A 26027-nucleotide genomic window follows, 5' to 3' on the forward strand; every position below is an offset into this window, starting at 1 on the left:
GTACGCCTCCGAACAGCATAAACATGATGTAGATCACGTTCGGATTTTGCTCCCCACTTTAGTTGAGAGCAAAATGATTATCCAGTGATTGTTCTTCATATCGAATTGTTATTTACATCATGATGAAATAGTTACATTTGGTACATTCACTGTAGCGTAAATCAACCAGTAACCACTTCCTGAGCACGACGTGGCGTTTTGATAACCAAACTACCCGCGATGAACAGTGCCACCACTGCCACGTACAGCGCTGGTTCTAACCGCTGAGTCAACGTCGTTGAGATAGCGGATAATATTGGGCCAACCAGTTGCCCAAGCGCATAACCGGTGGTCAGTAAACCGGCCATATAGCGGGTGTGTTGCGGAGCCAGCTCTCGACCATGCTGCAATGAAAGTTGCACTACACTCAGGAAACCACCACCGGTCAGTAATGCACCTAATACCAACCCACTGACTCCCGGCACTAGCTCCGCGCACAATACCCCCAATGCCTGCACCCAGAGCGTTAATGCCAAGCGGGTTTGCGAACTCAGGCAGTGGCGGGTCAAAATACCGATAGTGATCCCTATCACCGCCGCGCCACCAAATACAGGCCAGACAAACTGGGCAAACAGGCTCTCTGGGAAGCGCGCTGTCGCCATTTGCGATAAAAATGTTGCGGGCAGAATATAACCGAATCCCGCCAGACTGTAGCTCCACACCAGGCGCTTGAGTGCGGGCGTTAAGGTCAGAGGAACCGCAGTAATATGCGGGCGATGCAACTCCCCACTACGTGGCAGATTAATGCTGATCATGGCAATAATAACTAACGCCAATACACCATAGACCAGCCAGGCTTGAGCGGCCGATAAACCATAGCTATGAATAACCACTGCCAACATACCGCTGATGAATATGCCCGCGCCCGGCCCGGCAAATACTGCGGCACTGAGTGCCGGACGACCAAAGTGGGCCAGACGTTCATTGGTCCAGGCGGCGATAAGCACCATCGACCAGCCACTAGCCCAGCCGATGACAAAACGTACCATGCCATGCCACCACGCCCCATCAACTATTGCGGATAGCAGCGTAAGCGTTACCACTCCCCACAATCCAAGCCATAAACGGCGCTCCACATGGCGGCTGGCGCGCATAGCATCAAAAGCGCCAAACAAGTATCCCAGATAATTAAATGCTGCCACCAACCCGGCACCGGTTAGGGTGAACTGATGCTCTGCGATCATTAGCGGCACTTGCGGCGTAAAAGCAAAACGGCCAATCCCCATTGCCACGACTAACGCGAGAAAACCACTTAATGCAATTCTCAATGCCATCTACTCTACCTATTGCTTGCTGACAGATGACCCTTGCCAGACAGTTAAAAGAAAGTTGCCAATATCATGCCTGAGCATTAGAATCACAAAAAATGAATAATGCTCATTAAGTTCATCACAAAAAGAGAACACCTATGGACCTGACCCAGCTACGCATGTTTTGCTGTGTAGCAGAAACCGGTTCCGTTGCCCGGGCAGCGGAGCAGATGCACCGCGTCCCTTCAAATTTGACGACCCGTCTGCGCCAACTTGAAGTTGAGCTGGGTGCCGACCTGTTTATCCGTGAAAAACAGCGGCTGCGGCTCTCCCCTATGGGCCATAACTTCCTCTGCTACGCCAACCGGATTCTGGCGCTAAGCGAAGAGGCAATGCGCATTACGCATGCTGGCGAACCTGCGGGTAACTTCCCGTTAGGCTCAATGGAAAGCACCGCGGCCACCCGCCTGCCTAACTTGCTGGCGGCCTATCATCAGCGCTACCCCAAGGTCTCCTTATCGCTTATCACCGGGACGTCTGGTGAAATCATCGAACAAGTACGGGCCGGGACACTGGCGGCAGCGCTCGTTGATGGGCCAGTTCAACATGATGAACTGCACGGGTGCCGCTCTTTTGACGAACAATTGGTGATCATTTCTTGTCTGGACCACCCCCCGATTATGCAAGCCCGCGATGCGGCGGATGAGACACTGTTTGCCTTTCGCCCCAGTTGCTCTTACCGCTTGCGCCTGGAGAGTTGGTTCCGTCAGGCCGGTGTTTTACCGGGCCATATTATGGAAATCCAGTCTTACCATGCCATGCTAGCCTGTGTTGCCAGTGGTGCCGGGCTGGCATTGATACCCCATTCCGTATTGGCGCTACTGCCGGGCCATGAACGGGTACAAGTTCATGCCTTACCGGCTGATATTGCCGATACCGCAACTTGGCTTATCTGGCGTAAAGATGCCTTTAGCCCCAATGTCCGTACCTTAAAAGAACTGATTATCGAGCAGATTGAGATTCAGTGACTTATCTGACGGCTTGCCGCTTATCGGCCATAATTTATACAAGCCATATTGACTTATGCCCAGACAGTTACATGCAACATATTAGATACATAAACAATTCATTTATATAACACCCATCACACAGAAGCTATAGGAGCAACACCATGCAGATGATTAAAACTCGCGCCGCAGTCGCATGGGGGCCAAACCAGCCGCTATCGGTTGAAGAAGTTGATTTGATGCCACCGCAGAAAGGCGAAGTGCTGGTACGGATTGTCGCCAGTGGCGTATGCCACACCGATGCCTACACCTTGTCAGGCAAAGATCCCGAAGGAATATTCCCTGTGATCCTCGGCCATGAAGGTGGTGGGATTGTAGAAGCAATCGGCGAAGGCGTTACCAGCGTTGCAGTAGGTGATCACGTCATTCCGCTGTACACACCAGAATGCGGTGAATGTAAATTCTGCCGCTCCGGTAAAACCAATTTGTGTCAGGCGATCCGCAGCACTCAGGGCAAGGGTTTGATGCCTGATGGCACCACTCGTTTCTCTAAAAATGGCCAACCGATCTTCCATTACATGGGTACCTCAACCTTCTCTGAACTGACAGTGGTACCGGAAATATCACTGGCAAAAATCAATAAAGAAGCACCATTAGAAGAAGTTTGTCTGCTGGGCTGTGGTGTGACCACCGGTATGGGGGCTGTGATGAACACAGCCAAAGTCAAACCGGGCGACACTGTCGCTATCTTCGGCTTGGGTGGCATTGGTTTATCGGCAGTGATTGGGGCGAAAATGGCTGGCGCCAGCCGCATCATTGGTATTGATCTCAATACCAGTAAATTCGAGCTGGCCCGCAAACTAGGCGCAACAGACCTGATTAACCCGAAAGATTATGATAAACCTATTCAGGATGTGATCGTCGAGCTGACCGATGGCGGCGTAGATTTCTCCTTTGAATGTATTGGTAACGTCAATGTCATGCGCTCAGCGCTTGAGTGCTGCCATAAAGGCTGGGGCGAATCAGTCATCATTGGTGTTGCCGGCGCGGGTGAAGAAATTTCAACTCGCCCATTCCAATTGGTCACAGGCCGTGTATGGCGTGGCTCAGCATTTGGTGGTGTTAAAGGGCGCTCCGAGTTACCGGGCATCGTGCAGCAATATCTGGACGGTAAATTCGCTCTGAATGATTTTATTACCCATACCATGGGGTTAGATCAAATTAACGAAGCCTTCGATTTGATGCATGAAGGTAAATCTATCCGTACCGTGATCCATTTTAATCATTCTTCAGATACCCATTCTTCACAAAACAAATAAGGCAAGGAGGCAGGCAACGCATGAATACGTCACTTGAACTTCTCGAAGAGCACCGGATGTTTGGCGGGTGGCAGCAACGCTATCGCCACACCGCCAGCAGCCTGAATTGCAATATGACCTTCAGCATCTATCTGCCCCCCTTACGGGATGACAACCCGCCACCGGTGCTTTACTGGCTGTCGGGTCTGACCTGTAATGATGAAAACTTTACATTGAAAGCTGCTGCGCAGCGGGTGGCCGCTGAGTTGGGTCTGGTACTTGTTATGCCGGATACCAGCCCACGTGGCGATGATGTGCCGAATGACGAAGGTTATGATTTAGGGCAAGGCGCGGGGTTCTATCTCAACGCAACACAAGCGCCCTGGTCTAAACATTTTCAGATGTATGATTATATCAGCCAAGAGTTACCGGCGCTGATCGCCCAGCATTTCAGAGTGAGTGACCGTCAGTCTATTTGTGGCCATTCAATGGGGGGCCACGGGGCATTGATGCTAGCACTGCGTAACCCGCAGCAATACCAATCAGCCTCGGCCTTTGCGCCGATAGTCAATCCGTGTCAGGTGCCTTGGGGCCGCAAAGCCTTTACTGCGTACTTGGGTACCGATGAGAGTCAGTGGTTGCAATATGATAGTTGCCACTTACTTACACATGCCCACACCCAACTGCCGATGCTGGTAGATCAAGGTGATAGTGATCAGTTTCTGGCAGACCAGCTACAACCGGCAAAATTAGCTGAATTGGCACGGCAACGCGATTGGCCACTGACACTTCGTATTCAGCCGGGTTATGACCATAGCTATTTCACCATAGCCACATTTATTGAAGATCACTTACGCTTCCATGCAGAATTCTTACATCCGTAATCGATGTAATTAACGTGATTATCAATCATAACTATTTTAAGCCCTACGGGGCTTTTTTTTTATTTTAACGTAGAAATGCACAGTTGTTCCCGTTACAGCCATACCTAACTAACAATCAAAAAATTAAAATAATATGATAGTTAATCACATTCAATACAAACATATCTATAAATAAAAACATTGATAAATTCCAAAAATAGAATTACAAATAAATAGCCAGAATCCTTCTGGCACTTAATTACATTCAAAGATAATTATTTAAATGGGGTGCTATATGAATATTTCAAAGCAATCAGATGATAAAGGAACAAAACACAGCCACTTAATGGCACTAAAAGGTAAGTTACAATCATTAGAAGAATCATTTAAGAATAATGCATTTTATATAAATGACAATGAAATAGAAAAAATAAAAAACAATACCCTGCGAAGCAAAATAACAGCATGGAACTGGTCAAGAAGTTTTGCTGAAGAATAGAAAAATGAACCATTCAGAAATTATTGGTTAGGCCATGAATTATTAATGGCCTAACCTTGTTCCACATAGCAGTAACAGTGAAAGCAATTCAGCACACTTACGTGTTTGAAATCATGTGTATAAATAAAGTGAGATATTCTTGTATGTTTACAAGTGAATTCATTAATGATGTTAAGCTTAGTCCGATGGCAAGTATATTAGCGATAATAATAACGGCTTTAGGTATGCTCTCATCATTTTTAGTATTACTGCTTTATTTAACGGATAGAAATATTGAAAGTTACCACAATGACTACACACAGATATATCGCATAGAAACTCAGTTTAACTTACCAAACGGTGATGATGTAAAATCAGCACAGGTACCATTCCCATTGATCCCAGCATTGCAGAATGCAAAGAACATAAAAGAGGTTATCTATGCACTACGTCTATTTACAGATTTACAAGTGAATGACCAAACTCACAGCAAAGTAGAGATTTATGCCGTTAGTCCGAATTTCTTCAATGTCATTAATCCCTATAAACTGAGTAATGATCTACCTAATCTATATGAACCAAATATTTCTCAATACCGCCCCCATCTGACCCAGAATGAAATTATTATTACGCCAGAATTTAATCGTCAATATCTTCATCTGGATAATCCGGTCGGGCACGTTATCACCTTAGGGAACAAAGGCCAATTCGTCATTAAAGATATGGTTAGTTTGCATAAGGATAGCCGTTTTAAAACCAACGCCGTGATTGCATTTTCTCCCGAACTCATAGATGGCTATCATGATAAAAGGCATGATTGGTACGATATGCACGCCTATGCCTTCATTACAATGGACGCAGGAGGAAAACCCAATTCTGAACAATTGAATACACTCGTTACCCGTTACGCTCCCCAACTCCCTGGAGCACCATTTAGCCCCGAAGAGTTCATTCAATTGTCTGCACGTAATATTACCGATATCCATTACGATAATGGGTTACCTGATGAGATCAGCACAGTTATTGCAAAATCCTATTTATACAGCTTATATGCAGCCGGTATTTTTATATTTATAACAACCACCATGAACTTTTTTAATGTTAACAATGTAATAAATACCAATAAAAAAAATAGTTTCCAGATAAAGAAATCGCTCGGAGCCTCACGTTATCAACTATTGACTGAATCTCTTTCCATCGCACTGCTTCAAGCCATTTTTGTACTCCTATTAGCAATACTCTTTCTGATTGTTTTAATACAGTTATCTATAGGAATTAAAGAATTAATTCTTATTCAAGGAACTAAAACATTACTAGCCGCCTTCTTTTTTACATTGATTTCAGTTTATACAGCAATTTTAATTTCTCATATAACATATCTATATGTTAGCGTTTTTCCCAATCAATCCGTCCATTATAATATTTATAATCAACAGCCAATATCACGCTACATCCATCAAGGAGCATTATGCATACAAATAACAATAGCTGGCATAATGGTCTATTTATGGGCAGGAATATTGACACAGAATAATTTCATGCAGCATTATGATTTTGGTTATAAAAAAGACGATATAGTGACATTTACTTTAAGTGATGAATTAATCTCTCAAGCAGCAATAAATAGTTTACAAAATGAATTGAAGAATACTGTAAATATAGAGTCTATTGCACTTAGTAGCTGGCAACCCTTTGACATGTCGAGGACAAACACTTCAATATTTCATCTTAATCAGCAAGAGAAAGACAAGTTAGTAACAGTAAATACACTTAATGCCAATAAACACTTCCTTGATACCAGGGGAGTTAAGGTATTAGCAGGGTATGATAATGTACTAATACCGAGTGATGATGATAATGTTGTCCATGCGGTAGCGACTCAATCCTTTATGACTTTAATGGGGCAACATTCCTATGATGAAACATTGAATAGCATATTTTACATTAATGATAATGACTCTGAGCATAAAATAAGAATTCTTAGAATAATAAATGATTTTTATCTTGCAGATGTCAATAAAAGCACCACACCGCTATTGATATTTATTGAAAACAAGCCCCAACGATATGGCGCATTAAAATTGCAATATATACAGGATCTTGGGGAAGTAAAAAAAACACTTGAGCGATATCGTGTTAACCCCACGCAAATACAAACAGTGGAACATTTACATCAAGCATATTTCAATACGAATAGACTTATGCAAAAAACAGCCAATTTTGTTGCCATACTTTCACTTTCGTTAATATTAATAAGCACCGTAATCATCAGTATATCCGAAACCAAACGAATCAGTAAGACATTAAGAATAATGGAGTCTATTGGTGGTTCTATTTATACCCATATCGTTTTCTTTATACAGCAAAATATCGCCCCCATTATTTTTGCTGCTATAATAGCATTCTCGATGGGTTTCTTTTTATTGCATCGATGGTTGGTTCAATACCATGCTGTGGATAATCTTTCATACGTCAATGCCACTGCTACACTTTTTATTTTCATAATTAGCATAGTTGTCATTATGACTATTACGCTGATCTTTAATAATGACAACATAAATACCCAAAAGAAATAATAAACACATGGATATAAAAATTGAAAAAAATGCGTATACAAACTCACGCATAAAGTTAATTATTATAGGTGTATCACTTATACTGATTGTCTGTTGTTTTTACATTTACTCTTTATTCACAAGCCAAAATACGTTATTAGTTGCGCGGGAAAACACTATTTTCATTACGGTTAAGCCTGAGGAATTTCAGGACGTATTAATTACACGTGCCATTACGGTACCGAAGGAAAGCACGATTATATCAAGTGAACGTGGGGGAAAAGTCATTGAAATTGCCAAAAAAGCCTTTGAAGCGGTTAACAAAGGTGATGTAATCGTTCGTTTATCCAATTATGATTTCATGTTAGAAACAACCTCCAGAATGGCAGATATCACCGAACAAATAAATAATCTGCGTAATATGAAAATGCAATTGGAACAAGATAATCGAGATACCAAACTCAGCCTACAAGAAGCTCAACACCAGATCGAGGTTGTTAGCAAAAACCTTGTCAGGCATCAAGTCCTCGATACAAAATCGATGATTGCAAAATCAGAGTTAGAAAACCAAAAAGATATACTAAAAAATTGGGAAACTAAGCGTGAGATATTACTAGAACATAATAACAAAAACCAAAAGTCACTTCCTAAGCAATTAAATAATATTAATGACTCTATTTTATTACTTGAACGAATGATGGGAATGATTGAAACGGGCATCGATCAATTAGTTATAACTGCGCCTATTGACGGCTCTTTATCTGTTTTGGACATTGAGTTAGGCCAGCAAATAAAACCTGGTGAAAAAATAGCAGTCGTAGATAATTTCAATTCATATTATTTCAATGTCTTTTTGAGTGAATATTACTTAGATAAGATAAAACCACAAACTCGTGTTATTGCAAAAATAAATGGCCAAGATATTGTACTGCTTATTGAATCGGTCTCCACAGTTATTGATAATGGCAGGTTTAAGGCAAAGCTGACACCGACTCAATTAAACAAATTCCCGCTAAAAAGAGGCCAATCTATTGAAATAGAAATCTCATTGCAAGATGAAAAAGAGAAGATATTATTAGTACCCAATGAAAGTATTACTTCAGATAAATATGGGGGTAACTACCTCTATATCTACCAACAAAAACATGATCATGCAATTAAAACTAAAGTAGAAATTAAACGCCGTAATGCAGAAAAGACAGAAATAACAGCAGGACTAAATTCAGGTCAACGCATTATCATCCCTTCATATTCAAACAGTAACGAATATAATATAATTGAGTTTAAATAATATGCTAAACATACAAAATGCAGAAAAGTGTTTCATAACAAAAACAATTAAAACCCGGGTATTTCATCACCTGAACCTCGCTGTGGAACAAGGTGAATTCGTATCAATTATGGGTCCATCAGGATCGGGGAAATCGACTCTGCTCAACATTATAGGCATGTTTGACTCACTTGATAGTGGCTCACTTACCTTAGCAGGGAAGGATGTCGTATCCCTAAGTTACTCACAACGAATTATAGTAAGGCGTGAGTTGATAGGTTATATTTTTCAATCATTTAATCTTATTCCACATTTATCAACATTCGATAATATTGAGTTACCACTGAAGTATCGCCATGTTGCAAAAAAAGAACGTATTGAACGCGTTAATCGGATTTTAAACCTTTTTGCTATCGAGAATCGTAGAGATCATAAACCAATGCAATTATCGGGTGGTCAGCAACAACGAGTCGCTATTGCCCGTGCCATGGTATCCAATCCAACATTATTGCTAGCTGATGAACCAACCGGTAATTTGGACAGTAAAAACACCCGAAATGTGCTTGAACAATTAAGCAGAATAAATCAGACCGGAACAACCATAATAATGGTTACACACTCAGATGAAGCCGCCACATATGGTAATAGAATAATAACCATGAGAGATGGTAAATTAACTTAAAAATAGGAGCGCAACATGCGTGATATAATACCCATCGTAAACATAGATAGCGTTAATATTAGAGACATAAATATTAGAAAACTGGAGGAATTAACCTCGTGTGAATATAAAGCATTATCAGCCTATCTCATCGGGAAGATTCCTGCTAGCCAATTATTGGATGGTGATGAGTTAACTCTATTTAATAAAGAGTTAACTCATCATATGGAGGTAAAAGCAATAAATGCAGATAAACTCGTGATTGTCCTGAAGGCCACACGATTATGCAACCTTCGTTGTACCTATTGTCACTCCTGGGCTGAAGGCCCTAACCAAAGCATTTCATTCGATATACTAATACGTGCGATACATAAAATCCTCTCAATTCCGAATGTAAATAGATTCGAATTTGTATGGCATGGTGGAGAAGTAACATTACTTAAGCCACTGTTTTTCAAAAAACTTATCTGGTTACAGCAGCAATTTAAACGCCCTGAGCAATATATCACCAATACAATGCAGTCAAATATAGTGAATCTTTCTGAGGAGTGGTTAACGTTTATCAAAGGCATAGGAATGAACGTTGGGATCAGTCTTGATGGTGTACCTGCGGTTAATGATAAGCGGCGAGTGGACTACCGAGGGAAGGGAACATCTGAACGGGTAGCCATAGGAATAAAAAAACTACAGCATTACAATATACTATATGGTGCACTTATCGTTGTCGACCGGGAAGTATATCAAACAGACATGAGAGAGATGTTGGATTACTTTATTTCAATAGATTTAACTGGCATTGAATTCCTTAATATTGTTCCAGACAATCGTCTGGTTGCGGGTGAATATATTGGGAATGACTTTATCAGTTATGCTGAGTTCATCAAATTTCTATCAGATCTATTTATTATTTGGATAAAAGATTATCGTGAAAAAATACATATTACTATTTTCGAGGATTTTATCAAAGCCTTAAAATATCCTGATGAAAAACTCTCTGCCTGTTATTGGTCTGGCAATTGCTCACAAGAAATCATTACTTTAGAACCTAATGGTGATATCTCTCCCTGTGACAAATATAGAGGTGATGCCAATAGTATTTATGGTTCGATACTGAATATTGAGTTAGCCGACCTGCTTGCTAACTCATCACATAATCAGCAGGCGGTAATCGAAGAAATAGAGGCAACTAAAAAAATGCACCACTGTAAGTGGTTTCCTATCTGTCATGGCGGTTGCCCCCATGACCGGGTTATTAATCGCAGACATACCAAGGGATATAATGATACATGCTGCGGTACCGGGAAATTATTAGCTACCATTGAGGATTATTTAGCAACCACAGGCTGAAGCCACATTGGCACATGGCTTCAGCAATTAATGTAGGTTTCGCACTATAACTCAACCTCTTGCCCTTTGCGGTGCAAGCGCAATGAAACTAAGAAGGTGACGAAACACATTGCCGAAACATACCAGAAGAAGCTGTTTTCCATGTCAAAAGACTTGAGAGATAGCGCCACATATTCGGCACTACCGCCAAACATGGCATTTGCAACTGCATAAGACAGGCCGACACCCAGTGCCCTCACTTCCGGTGGGAACATCTCTGCTTTTAGTAATCCGCCAATAGAGGTATAAAAACTCACAATAATCAGGGCGGTAACAATCAGCATAAACGCAATATATGGACTGGTTACCCCTTTAAGGGCGTGCAGAATAGGTACTGTTAATAACATTGATAATAGGCCAAACGTTAACATAGATGTACGCCGGCTAATACGATCGGATAATGCACCAAATAAGGGCTGCACTAGCATAAAAATAAATAATGCAGCCGTCATTACTAAACTGGCGGTTTTTACATCCATTCCGGCGGTATTGACTAAATACTTTTGCATATAAGTGGTGTAGGTATAAAAAGAAAGAGAGCCACCCGCCGTGAAGCCTAGCACCATAATAAATGCGCGGCGGTTCTTCCAGAGCCCTTTCAAACTCCCCGCATCTTTCTTATTACGAGTCTTTTCATCCGAGGTTTCATTCAGTGAACGGCGTAAGTAAAGAGCGACCACTGCCAACAGTGCCCCCAGAACAAAAGGAATACGCCAGCCCCAACTGTGCAATACCTCTGATGAAAGAGTTTGTTGTAACAAAACCAGTACCAATAATGCCAACAATTGGCCACCAATTAATGTGACATATTGGAACGAAGCATAAAACCCTTTGCGCCCTTTCACTGCGACTTCACTCATATAGGTGGCACTGGTGCCATATTCGCCACCAACAGATAACCCCTGGAATAAACGGGCGACTAAGAGCAAGACCGGCGCCAGGCTACCAATTGACGCATAGGTTGGCAGGCAAGCAATCATCAACGAACCGGCGCACATCATATAGACCGAAATCAACATGGATAACTTGCGACCATGTTTGTCAGCAATATAACCGAACAGCCAGCCACCAATCGGGCGCATCAAAAAGCCAGCAGCAAAAACACCGGCAGTCTGCACTAATTGGGTGGTTGGATTATCACTGGGGAAAAAAAGCGGAGCAAAATAGAGCGCGCAGAAAGAATAAATATAGAAATCAAACCATTCAACCAAATTCCCGGAAGAGGCCCCGACGATGGCTCGTATTCGTTGCCGAGTATCCGCCTTCTCTGTCAGACGTGCTGATGCCCCCTTCCCCTCTGCCACAGTAGTGTCTAATGAATTTGTTTCAACCATATTGATGCGTCTGCCATATTGTTAAACGTCCATGCCACCATAAGCTCAGAACTGAGAAAGCACAGACACTGAACTCTCATTTTATATTGTTAGATTGTTATATATTGGTAACATTATCGTTTCAATGAGAGTTATCGTGCGGAGAGCAGTTTAGGAAAAACCTCAAATTCTCTTGTGATCTCAAGCACATAAATATGTTAAGTCGACTGTTTAATAAAGGTTTTCTTGTGAGCGGAGCTACAGAAAACAAATGGGATCAATCGGTAACGAAAGTGACGATCAATGGTCAGCACCAGGATTTCGCTGACCATGTGCTCGCCTCCCCTTGTCGTCTAGAAAGCAGAGCCTGGCTGTAAAAGAAAAGCCTGTTCCTCTGCGCTGGAGACTCGCCCAAGGATATGATTGCGATGTGGGTAACGGCCAAAGCGATCGATAATCGCTTTATGGCGTAACTCATAATCAAGCTGATTGTCATCACCCAATGCAGTAAAGAGCTCTAATGCTTGTTTATGAATAAGCGCCGATTCGGAATGCATAAAAGGAAGATAAAGAAAACCGCGTTGAATATCAGATAGTTGTTCCGTCTGACCACTGTTGATCGCTTCTTGCGCCAGGACCAGCGCCATACCATCGCAAGAAAATGACGCGGGTAAATCACGGAACAGATTTCTGCTGAACTGATCCAGTATCAATATTTCCGCCAAACGCCCTTCTATTTTAGACCGCCAGTGAGCCAATTCCCCTTTAGACGCAGCTTGCCAAACAGGGCCAAACCGCTTGCGTAACAGAGCATCAAAATCTTCATTCTTTTTGAACCACAATGCCGGGTCAATCTCACTAAACCAGAATTCCAGAATCTTTTGATACTCCATGTCACACCCCTGTGTTGCCTGCCGAAGGTTTATACCCATGAAAATAATAGCACTGATCAAGCTAGCATCAGTCTATCGTCTCTTTGCGCCGCCATCCATTCACCCACCTGACAATCTCTGCCATAATGGTTCCATTATTTGATGGTAGCTCAGCACCCATAATTACCTCTAGCTAACGGTGCACACTGACCACGGAGTCCAGCATGGATCACAGTAATACCTCGGATTTACTCTCTCTCGAACAAGCTCTGACTAAAATGCTGTCGCAGGTTACACCATTGCAAGCAACAGAAACCGTCGCATTAACCGAAGCGGCGGGCCGAATCACCGCCAGTGCAATTACATCACCGATTGCTGTCCCCCCTTTCGCCAACTCCGCGATGGACGGATATGCCGTGCGTTGTAATGAGCTTAGCAGCACATTACCGCTGCCGGTGGCCGGTAAGGCTTTTGCCGGTGCACCGTTTAAAGGTGAGTGGCCAGCCAATACTTGCGTGCGAATCATGACCGGAGCCCCTATTCCTGAGGGAGCCGATGCCGTCATCATGCAAGAACAGGCCGTGGCTGGCGAACAAGGTGTCATATTCAATAACCATGTGCAGGTTGGGCAAAATATCCGCTTGCCGGGTGAAGATATCCAACAAGGTGCTGCCGTTTTCCCCGCAGGGGTAAAATTAGGCGCGGCGCAATTGCCGCTACTCGCCTCATTAGGCATTGCAGAGATTGCCGTGTTTCGCACACTGAAAGTGGCTATTTTCTCTACCGGCGATGAATTGCAACCAGTCGGGCAGCCCTTAGGCGAAGGACAGATTTACGATACCAACCGCTTCGCGGTACGGTTGATGCTGCAACAGTTAGGCTGCCAGATAGTTGACCTTGGCGTGATCCGTGACGATCAACTCGCATTGCGCAAAGCATTTGAACAAGCCGATGCCGCCGCTGACCTTGTTATCAGCAGTGGGGGTGTCTCGGTGGGTGAAGCGGATTACACCAAACAGATGCTGGAAGAGTTAGGCGATATCGGTTTCTGGAAGTTGGCGATAAAACCCGGCAAACCGTTTGCTTTCGGCAAATTGGATAACGCCTGGTTCTGCGGCTTACCGGGTAATCCGGTCTCGGCTGCGCTAACATTCTATCAGTTGGTACAACCCCTTATTGCTAAACTCTCCGGCCATGCGGGGTGGCGTCCACCACTGCGCCTCAACGCGGTCGCGGCGACAAAATTGAAGAAATCCCCTGGCCGTTTAGATTTTCAACGCGGTATTTTCTCCACCAATGCTAACGGTGAATTGGAAGTACGTACTACCGGCCATCAGGGGTCTCACGTATTCAGTTCATTCAGCCAAGGTAACTGCTTTATTGTGCTGGAACGCGAGCGCGGCTCAGTCTCGGTCGGTGAAACAGTTGAAATCGAACTGTTTAACGGGCTATTGGGGCAATAAATTGTATATGGTGGAGAGGCTGACATGTTGCCAGAACTGACCGATGCCCAGGCCCTGCGTTATAACCGGCAAATCGTCCTGCGCGGTTTTGATTTTGACGGTCAGGAAAAACTGAATGCCGCTAAGGTGTTAATCGTTGGATTGGGGGGGCTGGGGTGCGCAGCCGCACAATATCTGGCAGCAGCAGGAGTGGGCCACCTTACCCTGCTGGATTTTGATACGGTTTCGCTTTCTAACCTGCAACGGCAGGTTTTGCATCGCGATAATCGTATCGGAATGTCAAAAGTGGCCTCTGCGGCACTGACGCTGTCTGAAATGAACCCCCATTTGGCACTGAAATCCATTGATGGTCAGTTAGATGACCAACAACTCGCGGCAACCATTGCTGAACATCAGTTGGTGTTGGATTGTACCGATAATGTCACCAGCCGCGAGCAACTCAATCGCCTGTGTCATGCACAACATAAACCACTGGTTTCAGGTGCAGCAATTCGCATGGAGGGGCAAATAAGTGTCTTCACTTATCAGCCAAACCAACCCTGCTATCGCTGCCTCAGTCGGTTATTCGGTGACAATGCACTGACCTGTGTTGAAGCTGGGGTAATGTCACCCTTGGTGGGTATTATTGGTAATTTACAAGCGATGGAAGCCATAAAACTGTTGGCTGATTATGGTCAGGTGATATCTGGGCGCATATTGATGTATGACGCCGCAACGGCAGAGTTTCGGACCATGAAGCTAGCCAAAGATGTCCATTGTGAAGTCTGTGGCAAAGATTAGCCGCCTATTTAGCGCAAAAAAAAGCTGATGCAATGCATCAGCTCTCTTATCAACACACAATCAACTAATCAGGACTGAATACCCTGGCTACGCAGATAGTCTTCGTAGTTACCGGTAAAGTCGATCAGCTTGCCTGGTGTCATTTCAATCACTCGGGTTGCCAAAGAACTGACGAACTCACGGTCATGGGAAACGAAGATTAGCGTGCCTTCGTACATTTCCAATGCCATGTTCAGCGCTTCAATCGATTCCATATCCAAATGGTTGGTTGGCTCATCCATTACCATGATGTTAGGGCGCTGCATCATCAGCTTACCAAACAACATCCGCCCTTTCTCACCACCAGACAAGACCTGTACTTTCTTCTTGATATCGTCCTGGCTAAACAGCAAACGGCCCAGCACACTGCGCACAGCCTGCTCGTCGTCTTTTTCCTGTTTCCACTGACTCATCCAGTCAAATACCGTCAAATCGATTTCAAAGTCGCTGGCGTGATCCTGCGCATAGTAACCGATCTTACTGTTTTCAGACCATTTCACGGTACCAGAATCCGGCTCATAATCCCCAACCAAGGTTTTCAGCAAAGTAGATTTACCGATACCGTTTGGCCCAAGGATAGCCACTTTTTCACCCACTTCCAGGCGCAAATCCAGTTTTTTAAACAGCGGACCGTCATCAAAACCTTTGGTCAACAGTTCAACTTCCAGCGCATTACGGAACAGCTTTTTATCCTGATCAAAGCGGATAAACGGGTTCTGGCGGCTAGACGCTTTCACTTCATCAAGTTGAATTTTATCAATCTGACGAGCACGAGACGTCGCCTGTTTGGATTTAGAGGCGTTGGCACTAAAGCGGCTAACGAAAGATTGCAGCTCAGAAATCTGGGCCTTTTTCTTGGCGTTATCTGACAGCAGACGATCGCGAGCTTGTGTCGCCGCCGTCATGTATTCGTCATAGTTACCCGGATAAACACGCAGTTCGCCATAATCCAGATCCGCCATGTGGGTACACACCATGTTCAGGAAGTGACGGTCATGGGAAATAATGATCATGGTGCTACTACGTTCGTTCAGCACTTGCTCCAACCAGCGGATAGTATCGATATCCAAGTTGTTGGTCGGTTCGTCGAGTAATAAAATTTCCGGGTCTGAGAACAGGGCTTGCGCCAGCAATACACGCAATTTAAAGCCAGGAGCGATTTCGCTCATCAACCCATAATGTTGTTCAACCGGAATACCGACACCAAGCAGTAATTCACCGGCACGTGCTTCTGCGCTGTAACCATCCATTTCACCGTAGGCAACTTCCAGATCAGCCACTTTATAGCCGTCTGCTTCGCTCATTTCAGCCATAGCGTAGATGCGATCGCGCTCTTCTTTTACTTCCCACAGTTCGCCGTGTCCCATAATAACGGTGTCCAGCACTGTGTTGTTTTCAAAGGCGAATTGGTCCTGACGTAACTTACCCAGACGCTCATTCGGGTCAAGGAATACGTTACCGCCGCTCGGCACTAAATCACCGCCAAGGATTTTCATGAAGGTGGATTTACCACAGCCATTAGCGCCGATCAGACCATAGCGATTACCGCCACCGAATTTTACTGAAATGTTTTCAAACAGCGGCTTGCTGCCGAATTGCATGGTGATATTGTTAGTACTTAGCACAGAGCTCGCTCTCGATTGGATTACTGAATAGGGATATTCAAGAATTATAGAAAATGTGATTCGGCGCGCATTATGCCACAAGATGGCAAGAGTATCGCCTCCAGTTTTGCACGAAATCTCAGCAAGCGCTTAAATCTGGCGCTAAGTGGCTATGGCAGTAAAAACTTGATGCCCCTAAAAGGGGCTATTAGCCCCTTAAATAAATAACCTAAACCCTGGCTTATTCGTGCTGTTACTCATCAAAACATTGCAATGCGCTGTATTTATCCAGCAGGAACGGTCGCAGATAGCCAACCGTGTTAGACATCGGTAGCACCTCTTTACTGAGATGGATATTCAGGATATCGCTGAGATAACTACGCCGTTTTTGTATTCTTTGCCAAACATCAGGATACTGTGCAGCCAGCGCATTACGTAAATGCTGATCAGCCAGTGCAATACACTCCTCAGCACTCACTCCGGCATAACCTTTTACCGAAGGAATGATATCGATTTGGAATATCATCCCACTGCGAATTCTCTCTTCAGAATCGCTATAAATGGGAGAGCACAACCATTCTTCATCAGCAACTAAATGGCCGGGGTTGAGCGACCAATGATATTGTGATTTAGGGAAAACCGTATCCACTAATGCGTACATCTCTTTACCTGGCATACCAATACGAATATTTTCCAGCCAAGCGACCACAGTGGTGTAATAAGGTAGCGCGACCTTAGCAAGATAGTCTCTTTCCGCGTACGGCAGTTCACCTGCCTGATGCACCGCATAGCCGGTTCTACTGCTCAAACCGCCTTTAAAGCCGGTGGTCAATGATATTTTATCGCCAAGTTGTACCGCTTTATCACTGGGATATAAGTTAGCCTGTTCAAATCTGGTGCCGGTCGCTGCAATCATCACAACACTATTCGGTTGGCCTTCATCTGCCAGATAACTGCCAAGTTGCTTTTCTGTTATGCCGATATCAACCGCTGCTAATGCGTTAAGAATACAATTAGACGCCAAATTAGCGCCATATTCATAGTGTGCCAATTCATTAGCATTATTAGTCACTCTGGCAGCAATATCACTGCCAATAAATAGACTGGTAGCGTTGATAATCGTTGCTACGGGTGAAGCAGACTGCTTAATCGCATCAAAAATAAAATGCGGAATATCAAATAATTGGCTGTTATCATCCAACTTGCTGGTAAACAGTTTCCATCCCACAACCCCAATCTTTTTAGCCTGCTGAATCCTGGTTGCTGCCAATAATTCAGTAAGCGTTTTATTGTTGCCCATCGGTTGATTTGGCAATGAAAAATAGGGAACATGAATTGCGGTATTTTTCACTCTGGCATGGTGAGATAGCTTTAAATTCTCGTTACCTAATAATAAATAGACCTCACCTGACACATGTAACACCATAGCCGCTTCTTCAAAACGGGGAATAAACCCCGCCAGATATTCAAAGTTCCCGCCATGCTCTTTGTCCGCATACACCAATAAATAATCGATATCGGCACGGCGCATATTACGAATAACTTTAGCTTGGCGATATTCGATGGTTTCATCGTTAATGGCTACCTTGGTAACAGCATCAAATCTTGGTGGTGTATCAATAGCGTTAAGTTTTGCCTGGCGATTAATAATCATCTTATTCATAAAAATCATTACCCTGGTTAATTTATTTACACATCTCCAGACCCGCTATTAATGTGACGCTATAACCACTTTGCATCGCGGGTAAAGGAGATCGTTAGCCAACGATGAGGGCCGGACTCGCCAATTTCTTTGGCTATTTCATCGCGTAATTTGTCAAAATGACTGACACCGCTTGTCTCCATCTCTGGCGGAATAACCACATGAATCTCAATAAATAACCCCCGCCCCATGCGAGTGGCATAATGGGAATAATCAATAAATTTGTATTTCGCCATTAATTTATCCATCAAGCTCTCAATGGCGCTATCCAGTGTGTCCGGCGTCATCTGTAATACTTCACGGACGGCCGAAATGACCGTTTTTATTGGCACAGGTATCAAGATTAAGGTTAACAATGCTAATACAGTGGGGTCGGTATAAACTATCAAGTGCTCATAGCGGGTGCCTTCCATACACCATGAAAGCAAAAAGGCCACTAATAACGCGGAACTGATGCATGCCGACATTAGCCAACTTTTGGTATCCAGTGCGATTAGCTCAGACTTGACACGCTTATTTAAACGGCTCTGTTTTAAAAAGAGAGTAAAACAGAAGATACTGACCACTAATGCATAGACGATCGCCCACCCCAGTTCCAGCTCTCTGCCGCCATCGACAATTCCCTTGATGGCATTGACGAATGCGTAAAGACATAGAAAAGCCAGCAAGCTGCCATTGAAAGCCAGAACCAGTGGTTCAACATGCCAGAAACCGTATTGAAAGCGCCGACTATGGGGTTGACCGAGTAACCGGGAAACCAATAGCGATAAACTGCACATTCCGGCATCTAAAGCAGAGAACATACCATCGAAAATAATCGACATCGAACCGCATACGATACCAAAAACAATCCCCATAATGGCGATAAATAAAGTGCAAAAAATTGAACGCCTTAAAATCTGCTGTTCAAGCTTAGTGTCATGTAGCAAAGGTGGCGCTTGTTCACTGAGTATCGTCATGATTTAAACCCATTAGTTATTACTACCTATGCATTATTATAATCTACTTTTATTACAACCCATTGATTAAATACAATATATCTTTATTTAACGTAATACTAAAACCATACTAGAAACTAAAAATAAGACTGTGCTAATAATAGTGTGTCATATAATCGCATTTTTACCAGTAAATTACGCTGTACTGCCAAAACATAAGTTTTAGTTAATCTCTTGTTTTTGTTAATTTAAAATATTGTATCCTTTGCTATTAGGGATGGCATATCGCCAATAGATTAATTCAGCACGTCATTTTCATCCTTATCTTAAAGCCATTAGCGTCCAGAGCTTTATACTTTAAATCTAATAACAGGTTTATTTAACTTTAATAACATCTGGCTATAAACAAGATTTTTAATTAACACGGGTAAATGAGCAGAAATTGTTATTCATCAAGAAGGCTATTTCGGCATAAAGATATTATGCATGATTTAGGCTAATGCCCATTATGGGGGAGATATGGCGACAAAACTGAATATTGTCTTGGTACATGGTGCATGGGCTGACGGCTCGCAGTGGCGCTATATTATCCCAGCGCTGCACACCATGGGGCACCGAGTTATTGCGATACAAAATCCGCTGACATCATTAGCTGATGATGTGGAGCGCACAATGAAGCTGACCAGTGCATTATATGGCCCTACGCTATTAGTGGGCCACTCTTATGGCGGCATGGTCATCACGCAAGTCGGGCATCTACAAAATGTGGTTGGTATGGTCTATCTCGCCGCTTTTGCCCCGGATGCAGGAGAGAGCTTATCCAGTACTTTTGCATTGCGTCAGCCTCCTGTTGGTGCCGCTTATATTCGCCCGGATGATAATGGATTCCTATGGATTGACACTAACCAGTTCCACGAAAATATGTGTCATGACATTGATGAGAATGAAGCACTGGTGATGTCTATGGTGCAAAAACCCTTAGCAGCACGTGCTTTTACTGACAAGTCTGCTCAGCCTGCCTGGCGAGTAAAACCCTGTTGGTACCAGATTTCAACACAAGACAGAATGCTACCGGTCGAAACACAACGCGATTTTGCCGCACGAATCCAAGCCCAAAAAGTGATTGAGTTGCCCTCCAGCCACGCCTCAATACTTTCTCATCCACAGCAAATAATTGCGCTGATTGCAGATGCCGCAAGTGCGGTTATTAGATGATTATCACCCGCGAATAAATACCGCGCCTGCACCATACGACAGGCGAAAAAAATCCGCCCGAAAGCGGATTTTTATCAGACACAGCATGACACCGTGAAAGCAGACTCTCAAGCAATCGCTTAGAAAGTGTAACCTACGCCAGCAACCCAAGTACCAACGTCAACACTGCGGATACGGCTCTGTTCGTAAGAAACGTCCAGGGCAACATTTTGCATTGGGTTGAACTGCATACCTGCGCCGTAAGTGAAACCGTAATCGCTGGTGCTGTTTTTGTCGCTAGCAGAAGTTGGGTAGTTCTGGCTGAAACGGCCGTAACCCACACCTACCAGGCCATAAACGCTAGCCCAATCGTTGATGCGGTAAGCTGGGCCACCGGTGATAGCGTTGTATTGTGCTTTATTGTATACAGACGCGCTGTCACCGAAGCTGCTTTTTTCAGTATGAGTGAAAGAGGTGATGTAGCCCAGTTGGGAATCACTCCACTCGTAACGGTATTTCAGGTTGAAGCCTGAAGATTTGTTTGCAACACCTTGGTAATCGCTCTGGGCATAACCACCAGAAACGGTACTTTGACCAGCAAAGGCTGAACCTGCGGTCACTGCTAATACACAAGCTGCTACGGCTGAAAGACATGCAATTTTATTCATAACCACCTCGAAAGACGCAAATTTTTAGATGAAACAAAAACACCATGAAATTATAACAATAAATAGTAGGAAACTCTGCCTACATATGATTGTCTAACCATTTATTTGGTGTAACAAAGAGTTTCAAGAATCTTCCATCTTGTTAATACGCTTACGAATTTCCCATATACTACACCTTTTTGTGACTCCCATCACCAAAAGCCATTCCAGATTATTCTTAGTTTTAGCGCTTAAATAACCACCAAAAATAGCGTTAAAAAACCGCAATCCTAAAAATTTATTATTTCCTTCACTGCTTTCCGTTTCTTTTTTCACTCCGTTGGTGATTTTCAAACACTTGGCTGACATTTCATTTACACTGGCAAAGACGGTTACCTAACAATTTTCTTTGAGGCTCAAAAGGATGTCTTTGTCTCCTTCATCCAAACATTCACTCCCCTTAGTCCCTATTCTGTTGCTGGTGATTGCTATGATCTCCATCCAGAGTGGTGCATCGCTGGCGAAAAGTTTGTTTCCACTGGTTGGCGCGCAAGGAATAACCTCGCTGCGACTGGGTATTGGCACACTTATTTTATTCGTCATCTTTAAGCCATGGCGGATGCGATTCGCTGCGGGCAGCCGTTTACCGCTGCTTATTTATGGCATAGCGTTAGGCGGAATGAACTTTTTGTTTTACCTGTCACTAAAAACGGTGCCATTGGGTATTGCGGTCGCACTGGAGTTCACCGGCCCATTGGCGGTTGCCATGTTCTCTTCTCGCCGCCCGGTGGATTTTATCTGGGTAGGGTTGGCCGTTCTGGGGCTATGGTTCTTATTACCACTGGGGCATAACATTGGTACCATTGATTTATTTGGTGCGGCTTGTGCCTTAGGTGCTGGGGCCTGTTGGGCGCTCTATATTATTTCAGGGCAGAAAGCAGGCGGTGACCACGGTCCGGGGACTGTCGCGGTGGGTTCTCTGATTGCCGCGCTGGTATTTTGCCCGATTGGGGTGGCTTATAACGGCCTTGCCCTGTTTGATCCCGCAATCCTGCCCGTTGCGCTGGCTGTCGCCATTTTATCGACGGCATTACCTTACTCACTGGAAATGGTCGCACTGACTCGGCTCCCTACGCGCACATTTGGCACGTTAATGAGTCTGGAACCCGCGCTGGCGGCCATTTCAGGATTGGTATTCTTAAATGAGCATCTGACATGGGTTCAATGGTTGGCTCTTGCATCGATAATCAGTGCCTCTATCGGGGCTACTCTGACTATCAAACCCAAGCCACAACTTGATCAAATTGCCTGAAAGGCGGTGTGAAATCACCGTGTTTCATCAGACTGGAACCTCACAGCGGCCCTCTACTGACCAGCCAACCGGTACGGTATTGTTTAGCGGGCCATTGCAGGATCTATAATAGACAGATATGCAGCAGCGTTAGCGGCTTTCACTTAGAGCCGCATACTGATCTTTTTCTATCGGAGGTTATGCATGCAAGACTGGGATCCTGAGTTATACCGCCAATTTGAAGCCGAGCGTACCCGCCCTGCAAGTGATCTGCTCGCCCGTATCAGCACCGCCCAACCACAGCACATCAGCGACTTAGGCTGTGGGCCAGGCAACTCCACCCAATTGCTGCACCAGCGTTTTCCTTTGGCGCAACTGGTTGGGATTGATAACTCGGTGGCTATGCTGGCCAGTGCGCAACAGCGCCTGCCAGAATGTGCATTTCTTGAAGCGGATATTCGCCAGTGGCAACCTTCTGAACCACAAGATCTTATTTACGCTAACGCATCGTTACAGTGGTTAACCGACCACCTGCAGCTTTTCCCCTCATTGCTCTCCAAGCTGGCTACCCACGGCATACTTGCCGTCCAAATGCCGGATAATCAGGATGAACCCAGCCATCGAGCTATGCGTGAAGTTGCAGAAAACGCCCCATGGCAGCAAACACTACTGGAGGCAGGGGCAATACGGGCGAAGGTTCTGTCCGCCAATCAATATTATGACTTACTGGCCCCCAATGCAGAGCGGGTAGATATTTGGCGCACCACCTATTACCACCCGATGCCTTCCGCGCAAGCCATCGTCGATTGGTTACGTGCCACAGGTTTGCGGCCTTTTCTTGAACCGCTATCTGAAGCAATGCGATTGGATTTTTTGCAAGACTATCTGGCAATCATTGATGTGGCTTATCCGCAACAGGCCGATGGTCGCCGTTTGTTGGCATTCCCCCGCTTGTTTATTGTTGCCCACGCTCAGTAGTCATACCGGGTATGCTGGTTGAATTTATTGACTGGCATACCTGCTGATTCGTTCCGGTACGGAACTATTCATCGCATTATATATATTACTCATGTTCGCCAAGCTATTAATTAATAACACCTTCGCCTCATCCGTGGCATTAAATATTATTGAAAGCATCCAAATGGATATTGGCCTCATAAAAACCATACAAATCACAGCAATAGTTATTTTCAATTAGCCATAAAAACCGCGATGATAATATTATTAAAAAGAAACAATAAATTACATTTACAAATAAACACCACTATCAACTATTTAATTGATAGGCCGAATCTACCCTACAAATTTAAATATCTTTGTTATACTTAATCCGGTGAAGAAATTGGTAATCAACTCAATAAAGGGATACCTATTATGAGCACAGCAAAACTGGTAAAAACAAAATCTTCCGAACTGCTCTATACCCGCAACGATGTTGAAGAACATGTCAAAGTTGACACAGTGAAAGTATTAAACCATATGGTTATTCAGTTTATTGATCTGTCGCTGATGACCAAACAGGCTCACTGGAATATGCGCGGTGCCAACTTTATCGCGGTGCATGAAATGCTGGATGGCTTCCGCACCGCCCTCACTGATCACCTGGATACCTTCGCAGAACGAGCCGTACAACTCGGTGGTGTCGCGCTCGGAACCACACAAGTCATTAATGACAAAACACCGCTGAAAAGTTATCCAACCAATATCCATAGCGTGCAAGAACATCTTAAAGCGCTGGCAGACCGCTATGCAGTAGTGGCTAATGATATACGTAAAGCAATTTCAGTCGTAGAAGATGAAGACAGTGCTGATATGTTTACTGCCGCATCTCGTGATCTGGATAAATTCCTGTGGTTTATCGAGTCAAATATTGAGTAATACTCAGTTTGATACCCAATAGATCGTAAAATGCAGGAAGACAGGCCGGGTAATGGGAATAGCCAACGCACCTGCAATTTTAACGGTTATGGGCACAGGGCCGGTCATCCGGCCCTACGCACGGAGGTCATATGGCAAGTGGATGGGCCGGCGACGGCGCAGTACAAGATCAAATTGACTCCACCATTGAAGATGCGGTGCAACGCGCCAGACAGGCACTTGGCAGTGGTGAGAGTGAGTTATATTGCCTTGAATGTGGCCAAGCTATTCCAGAAGCACGGCGTAATGTTCTGGCTGGGGTAAAATATTGCCTGAGTTGCCAGAATGAATTAGACAAACACCAAGCTAGCCATGCCGGATATAACCGCCGTGGCAGTAAAGACAGCCAACTCAGATAGCAATCCCTCCCTCATCCCCGCCTTATTGCACCATTACCGAACAAAAATCGGAGATAGTTAACAATATTGTTACATTGATGTTGATTATCGATTGTATATTATTAACTAAGGAGTTAATAATAAGTAAATAATGGATTAGTTGCACCAAAATGATATTAACGCACTATTTTGGTGAGTCATGATGGTGCAAACAGTGCCAGCTAAGTAATTGCGTGCTAATCACTTAGAATAATTTCGTTATTTTTAAATAACTTGCATTTCTGGCACGATCTTTTCATATTGCTATCTGAAATATAAAAAACGGGTCTCCATCCACAAAAGTACAAAGGAACTCCCACTTATGAAGTCACTTGTCAAAGTTTCATTGGTCGCACTTACGCTGGCCTTTGCTGTTAGTTCTCACGCCGCAGAAAAAGAATTGATCGTTGCTACTGACACCGCGTTCGTTCCTTTTGAGTTCAAACAAGGGGATAAATATGTCGGTTTTGATATCGACTTATGGGATGCCATCGCCAAGAAACTGGATTTAAAATACACCCTGAAACCTATGGATTTCAGCGGTATCATTCCAGCACTGCAAACCAAAAATGTGGATCTGGCACTAGCCGGTATCACTATCACTGATGAACGTAAAAAAGCCGTTGATTTCTCAGATGGTTACTACAACAGCGGTCTGCTGGTGATGGTAAAAGCTGACAACCAAGACATCAAAGGCGAAGCTGATCTTAAAGGCAAAGTGTTGGCAGTGAAAAGCGGCACCGGTTCTGTGGATTATGCTAAAGCCAACATCAAAACCAAAGACCTGCGCCAATTCCCGAATATCGATAACGCCTATCTGGAGTTAGGTACTGGCCGTGCTGATGCCGTTTTGCATGACACGCCAAACATCCTTTACTTCATCAAAACTGCTGGCAATGGCCAGTTCAAAGCAGTGGGCGAATCTATCAAAGCTCAACAGTATGGTGTTGCATTCCCACAAGGCAGCGACCTGCGTGACAAAGTTAACGTTGCTCTGAAATCTCTGAAAGAAGACGGCACTTACGCTGCAATCTATAAAAAATGGTTCGGCGTAGAACCTAAGTAATTCATTTTGCCGTTTTT

The 26027-nt window shown here is 44.1% G+C and carries 24 protein-coding genes; 16 read left to right on the top strand and 8 right to left on the bottom strand.

The window, feature by feature from the left end:
* Positions 1-161 precede the first annotated feature (161 nt).
* Positions 162-1313: a YbfB/YjiJ family MFS transporter gene (locus tag A6J67_RS18175; RefSeq protein ID WP_005187582.1), complete on the bottom strand. Its 1152-nt coding sequence runs from the start codon at positions 1311-1313 to the stop codon at positions 162-164.
* A gap of 134 nt (positions 1314-1447) precedes the next feature.
* Between A6J67_RS18175 and ptrR the strand changes: the two genes are divergently transcribed.
* The 8 genes from ptrR (at position 1448) to darE (ending at position 10768) form a co-directional block, all read left to right on the top strand.
* The gene (gene ptrR, locus A6J67_RS18180) at positions 1448-2317 is read left to right on the top strand and encodes a putrescine utilization regulator PtrR (RefSeq protein WP_005187581.1); all 870 of its coding nucleotides are present in this window, start codon (positions 1448-1450) and stop codon (positions 2315-2317) included.
* A 143-nt stretch (positions 2318-2460) separates the two neighbouring features.
* Complete coding sequence (locus A6J67_RS18185; RefSeq protein ID WP_005187580.1) at positions 2461-3615, top strand: S-(hydroxymethyl)glutathione dehydrogenase/class III alcohol dehydrogenase; 1155 nt, start codon at positions 2461-2463, stop codon at positions 3613-3615.
* Between the two features lie 20 nt (positions 3616-3635).
* On the top strand, positions 3636-4478 hold the full coding sequence (gene fghA / locus A6J67_RS18190) for an S-formylglutathione hydrolase (RefSeq protein ID WP_032906836.1): 843 nt from the start codon (positions 3636-3638) through the stop codon (positions 4476-4478).
* A gap of 274 nt (positions 4479-4752) precedes the next feature.
* Positions 4753-4956 (top strand): darobactin family peptide antibiotic, encoded by a 204-nt coding sequence (gene darA, locus A6J67_RS18195; protein ID WP_005187575.1) that lies wholly within the window; start codon positions 4753-4755, stop codon positions 4954-4956.
* Positions 4957-5099: 143 nt separating this feature from the next.
* The gene (darB, locus tag A6J67_RS18200) at positions 5100-7511 is read left to right on the top strand and encodes a darobactin export ABC transporter permease subunit (protein ID WP_080608312.1); all 2412 of its coding nucleotides are present in this window, start codon (positions 5100-5102) and stop codon (positions 7509-7511) included.
* Between the two features lie 7 nt (positions 7512-7518).
* Positions 7519-8781, top strand: coding sequence for a darobactin export ABC transporter periplasmic adaptor subunit (darC, locus tag A6J67_RS18205; protein ID WP_080608313.1), 1263 nt, complete (start codon positions 7519-7521; stop codon positions 8779-8781).
* A 1-nt stretch (position 8782) separates the two neighbouring features.
* Complete coding sequence (gene darD, locus A6J67_RS18210; RefSeq protein WP_050288042.1) at positions 8783-9442, top strand: darobactin export ABC transporter ATP-binding protein; 660 nt, start codon at positions 8783-8785, stop codon at positions 9440-9442.
* A 15-nt stretch (positions 9443-9457) separates the two neighbouring features.
* Entirely contained in the window at positions 9458-10768 is a 1311-nt protein-coding gene (gene darE / locus A6J67_RS18215) for a darobactin maturation radical SAM/SPASM protein DarE (RefSeq protein WP_042569445.1), read from the top strand.
* Positions 10769-10812: 44 nt separating this feature from the next.
* On the opposite strand, the gene A6J67_RS18220 is transcribed toward darE, so the two are convergent.
* Together A6J67_RS18220 and A6J67_RS18225 are read right to left on the bottom strand one after the other, a co-directional pair.
* Positions 10813-12141: an MFS family transporter gene (locus A6J67_RS18220; RefSeq protein WP_005187556.1), complete on the bottom strand. Its 1329-nt coding sequence runs from the start codon at positions 12139-12141 to the stop codon at positions 10813-10815.
* Positions 12142-12473: 332 nt separating this feature from the next.
* Positions 12474-13013, bottom strand: coding sequence for a DUF924 family protein (locus A6J67_RS18225; RefSeq protein WP_050288043.1), 540 nt, complete (start codon positions 13011-13013; stop codon positions 12474-12476).
* A 203-nt stretch (positions 13014-13216) separates the two neighbouring features.
* Here A6J67_RS18225 and moeA point away from each other — a divergent pair, with 203 nt between their 5' ends.
* Positions 13217-14455, top strand: a complete 1239-nt coding sequence (gene moeA, locus A6J67_RS18230; protein WP_050288044.1) for a molybdopterin molybdotransferase MoeA — start codon at positions 13217-13219, stop codon at positions 14453-14455.
* A 24-nt stretch (positions 14456-14479) separates the two neighbouring features.
* The gene (moeB, locus tag A6J67_RS18235; RefSeq protein ID WP_050288046.1) at positions 14480-15235 is read left to right on the top strand and encodes a molybdopterin-synthase adenylyltransferase MoeB; all 756 of its coding nucleotides are present in this window, start codon (positions 14480-14482) and stop codon (positions 15233-15235) included.
* A 68-nt stretch (positions 15236-15303) separates the two neighbouring features.
* Here the strand turns inward: moeB and A6J67_RS18240 are convergent, their stop codons facing one another.
* The 3 genes from A6J67_RS18240 to A6J67_RS18250 all read right to left on the bottom strand — a co-directional run bounded on the left by A6J67_RS18240 (position 15304) and on the right by A6J67_RS18250 (position 19539).
* The gene (locus A6J67_RS18240; RefSeq protein WP_071843536.1) at positions 15304-16899 is read right to left on the bottom strand and encodes an ABC-F family ATPase; all 1596 of its coding nucleotides are present in this window, start codon (positions 16897-16899) and stop codon (positions 15304-15306) included.
* Between the two features lie 232 nt (positions 16900-17131).
* Positions 17132-18541 (bottom strand): M24 family metallopeptidase, encoded by a 1410-nt coding sequence (locus tag A6J67_RS18245; protein ID WP_192945338.1) that lies wholly within the window; start codon positions 18539-18541, stop codon positions 17132-17134.
* A gap of 59 nt (positions 18542-18600) precedes the next feature.
* Positions 18601-19539, bottom strand: a complete 939-nt coding sequence (locus A6J67_RS18250; protein ID WP_050088193.1) for a cation diffusion facilitator family transporter — start codon at positions 19537-19539, stop codon at positions 18601-18603.
* Positions 19540-20037: 498 nt separating this feature from the next.
* On the opposite strand from A6J67_RS18250, the gene A6J67_RS18255 reads away from it, so the two are divergent.
* A complete protein-coding gene (locus A6J67_RS18255) occupies positions 20038-20733 on the top strand; it encodes an alpha/beta fold hydrolase (RefSeq protein ID WP_050288047.1) in 696 nt (231 codons plus the stop codon).
* A gap of 119 nt (positions 20734-20852) precedes the next feature.
* Here A6J67_RS18255 and ompX read toward each other — a convergent pair whose 3' ends face one another.
* Both ompX and A6J67_RS18265 read right to left on the bottom strand, forming a co-directional pair.
* On the bottom strand, positions 20853-21380 hold the full coding sequence (gene ompX / locus A6J67_RS18260) for an outer membrane protein OmpX (protein WP_005187535.1): 528 nt from the start codon (positions 21378-21380) through the stop codon (positions 20853-20855).
* Between the two features lie 123 nt (positions 21381-21503).
* Complete coding sequence (locus tag A6J67_RS18265) at positions 21504-21695, bottom strand: hypothetical protein (protein ID WP_162484274.1); 192 nt, start codon at positions 21693-21695, stop codon at positions 21504-21506.
* An 88-nt stretch (positions 21696-21783) separates the two neighbouring features.
* Between A6J67_RS18265 and rhtA the strand changes: the two genes are divergently transcribed.
* The 5 genes from rhtA (at position 21784) to glnH (ending at position 26010) form a co-directional block, all read left to right on the top strand.
* The gene (gene rhtA, locus A6J67_RS18270; protein ID WP_050088194.1) at positions 21784-22671 is read left to right on the top strand and encodes a threonine/homoserine exporter RhtA; all 888 of its coding nucleotides are present in this window, start codon (positions 21784-21786) and stop codon (positions 22669-22671) included.
* Positions 22672-22854: 183 nt separating this feature from the next.
* Complete coding sequence (gene tam / locus A6J67_RS18275; RefSeq protein ID WP_080608314.1) at positions 22855-23628, top strand: trans-aconitate 2-methyltransferase; 774 nt, start codon at positions 22855-22857, stop codon at positions 23626-23628.
* Between the two features lie 396 nt (positions 23629-24024).
* Complete coding sequence (gene dps, locus A6J67_RS18280; RefSeq protein ID WP_005187524.1) at positions 24025-24528, top strand: DNA starvation/stationary phase protection protein Dps; 504 nt, start codon at positions 24025-24027, stop codon at positions 24526-24528.
* Between the two features lie 131 nt (positions 24529-24659).
* Entirely contained in the window at positions 24660-24926 is a 267-nt protein-coding gene (locus tag A6J67_RS18285; protein WP_005187523.1) for a DksA/TraR family C4-type zinc finger protein, read from the top strand.
* A 340-nt stretch (positions 24927-25266) separates the two neighbouring features.
* Positions 25267-26010, top strand: coding sequence for a glutamine ABC transporter substrate-binding protein GlnH (gene glnH, locus A6J67_RS18290; protein ID WP_005187518.1), 744 nt, complete (start codon positions 25267-25269; stop codon positions 26008-26010).
* Positions 26011-26027: the final 17 nt, after the last annotated feature.

The organism is Yersinia sp. FDAARGOS_228 (assembly GCF_002073315.2).
GTDB classification, from domain to species: domain Bacteria; phylum Pseudomonadota; class Gammaproteobacteria; order Enterobacterales; family Enterobacteriaceae; genus Yersinia; species Yersinia intermedia.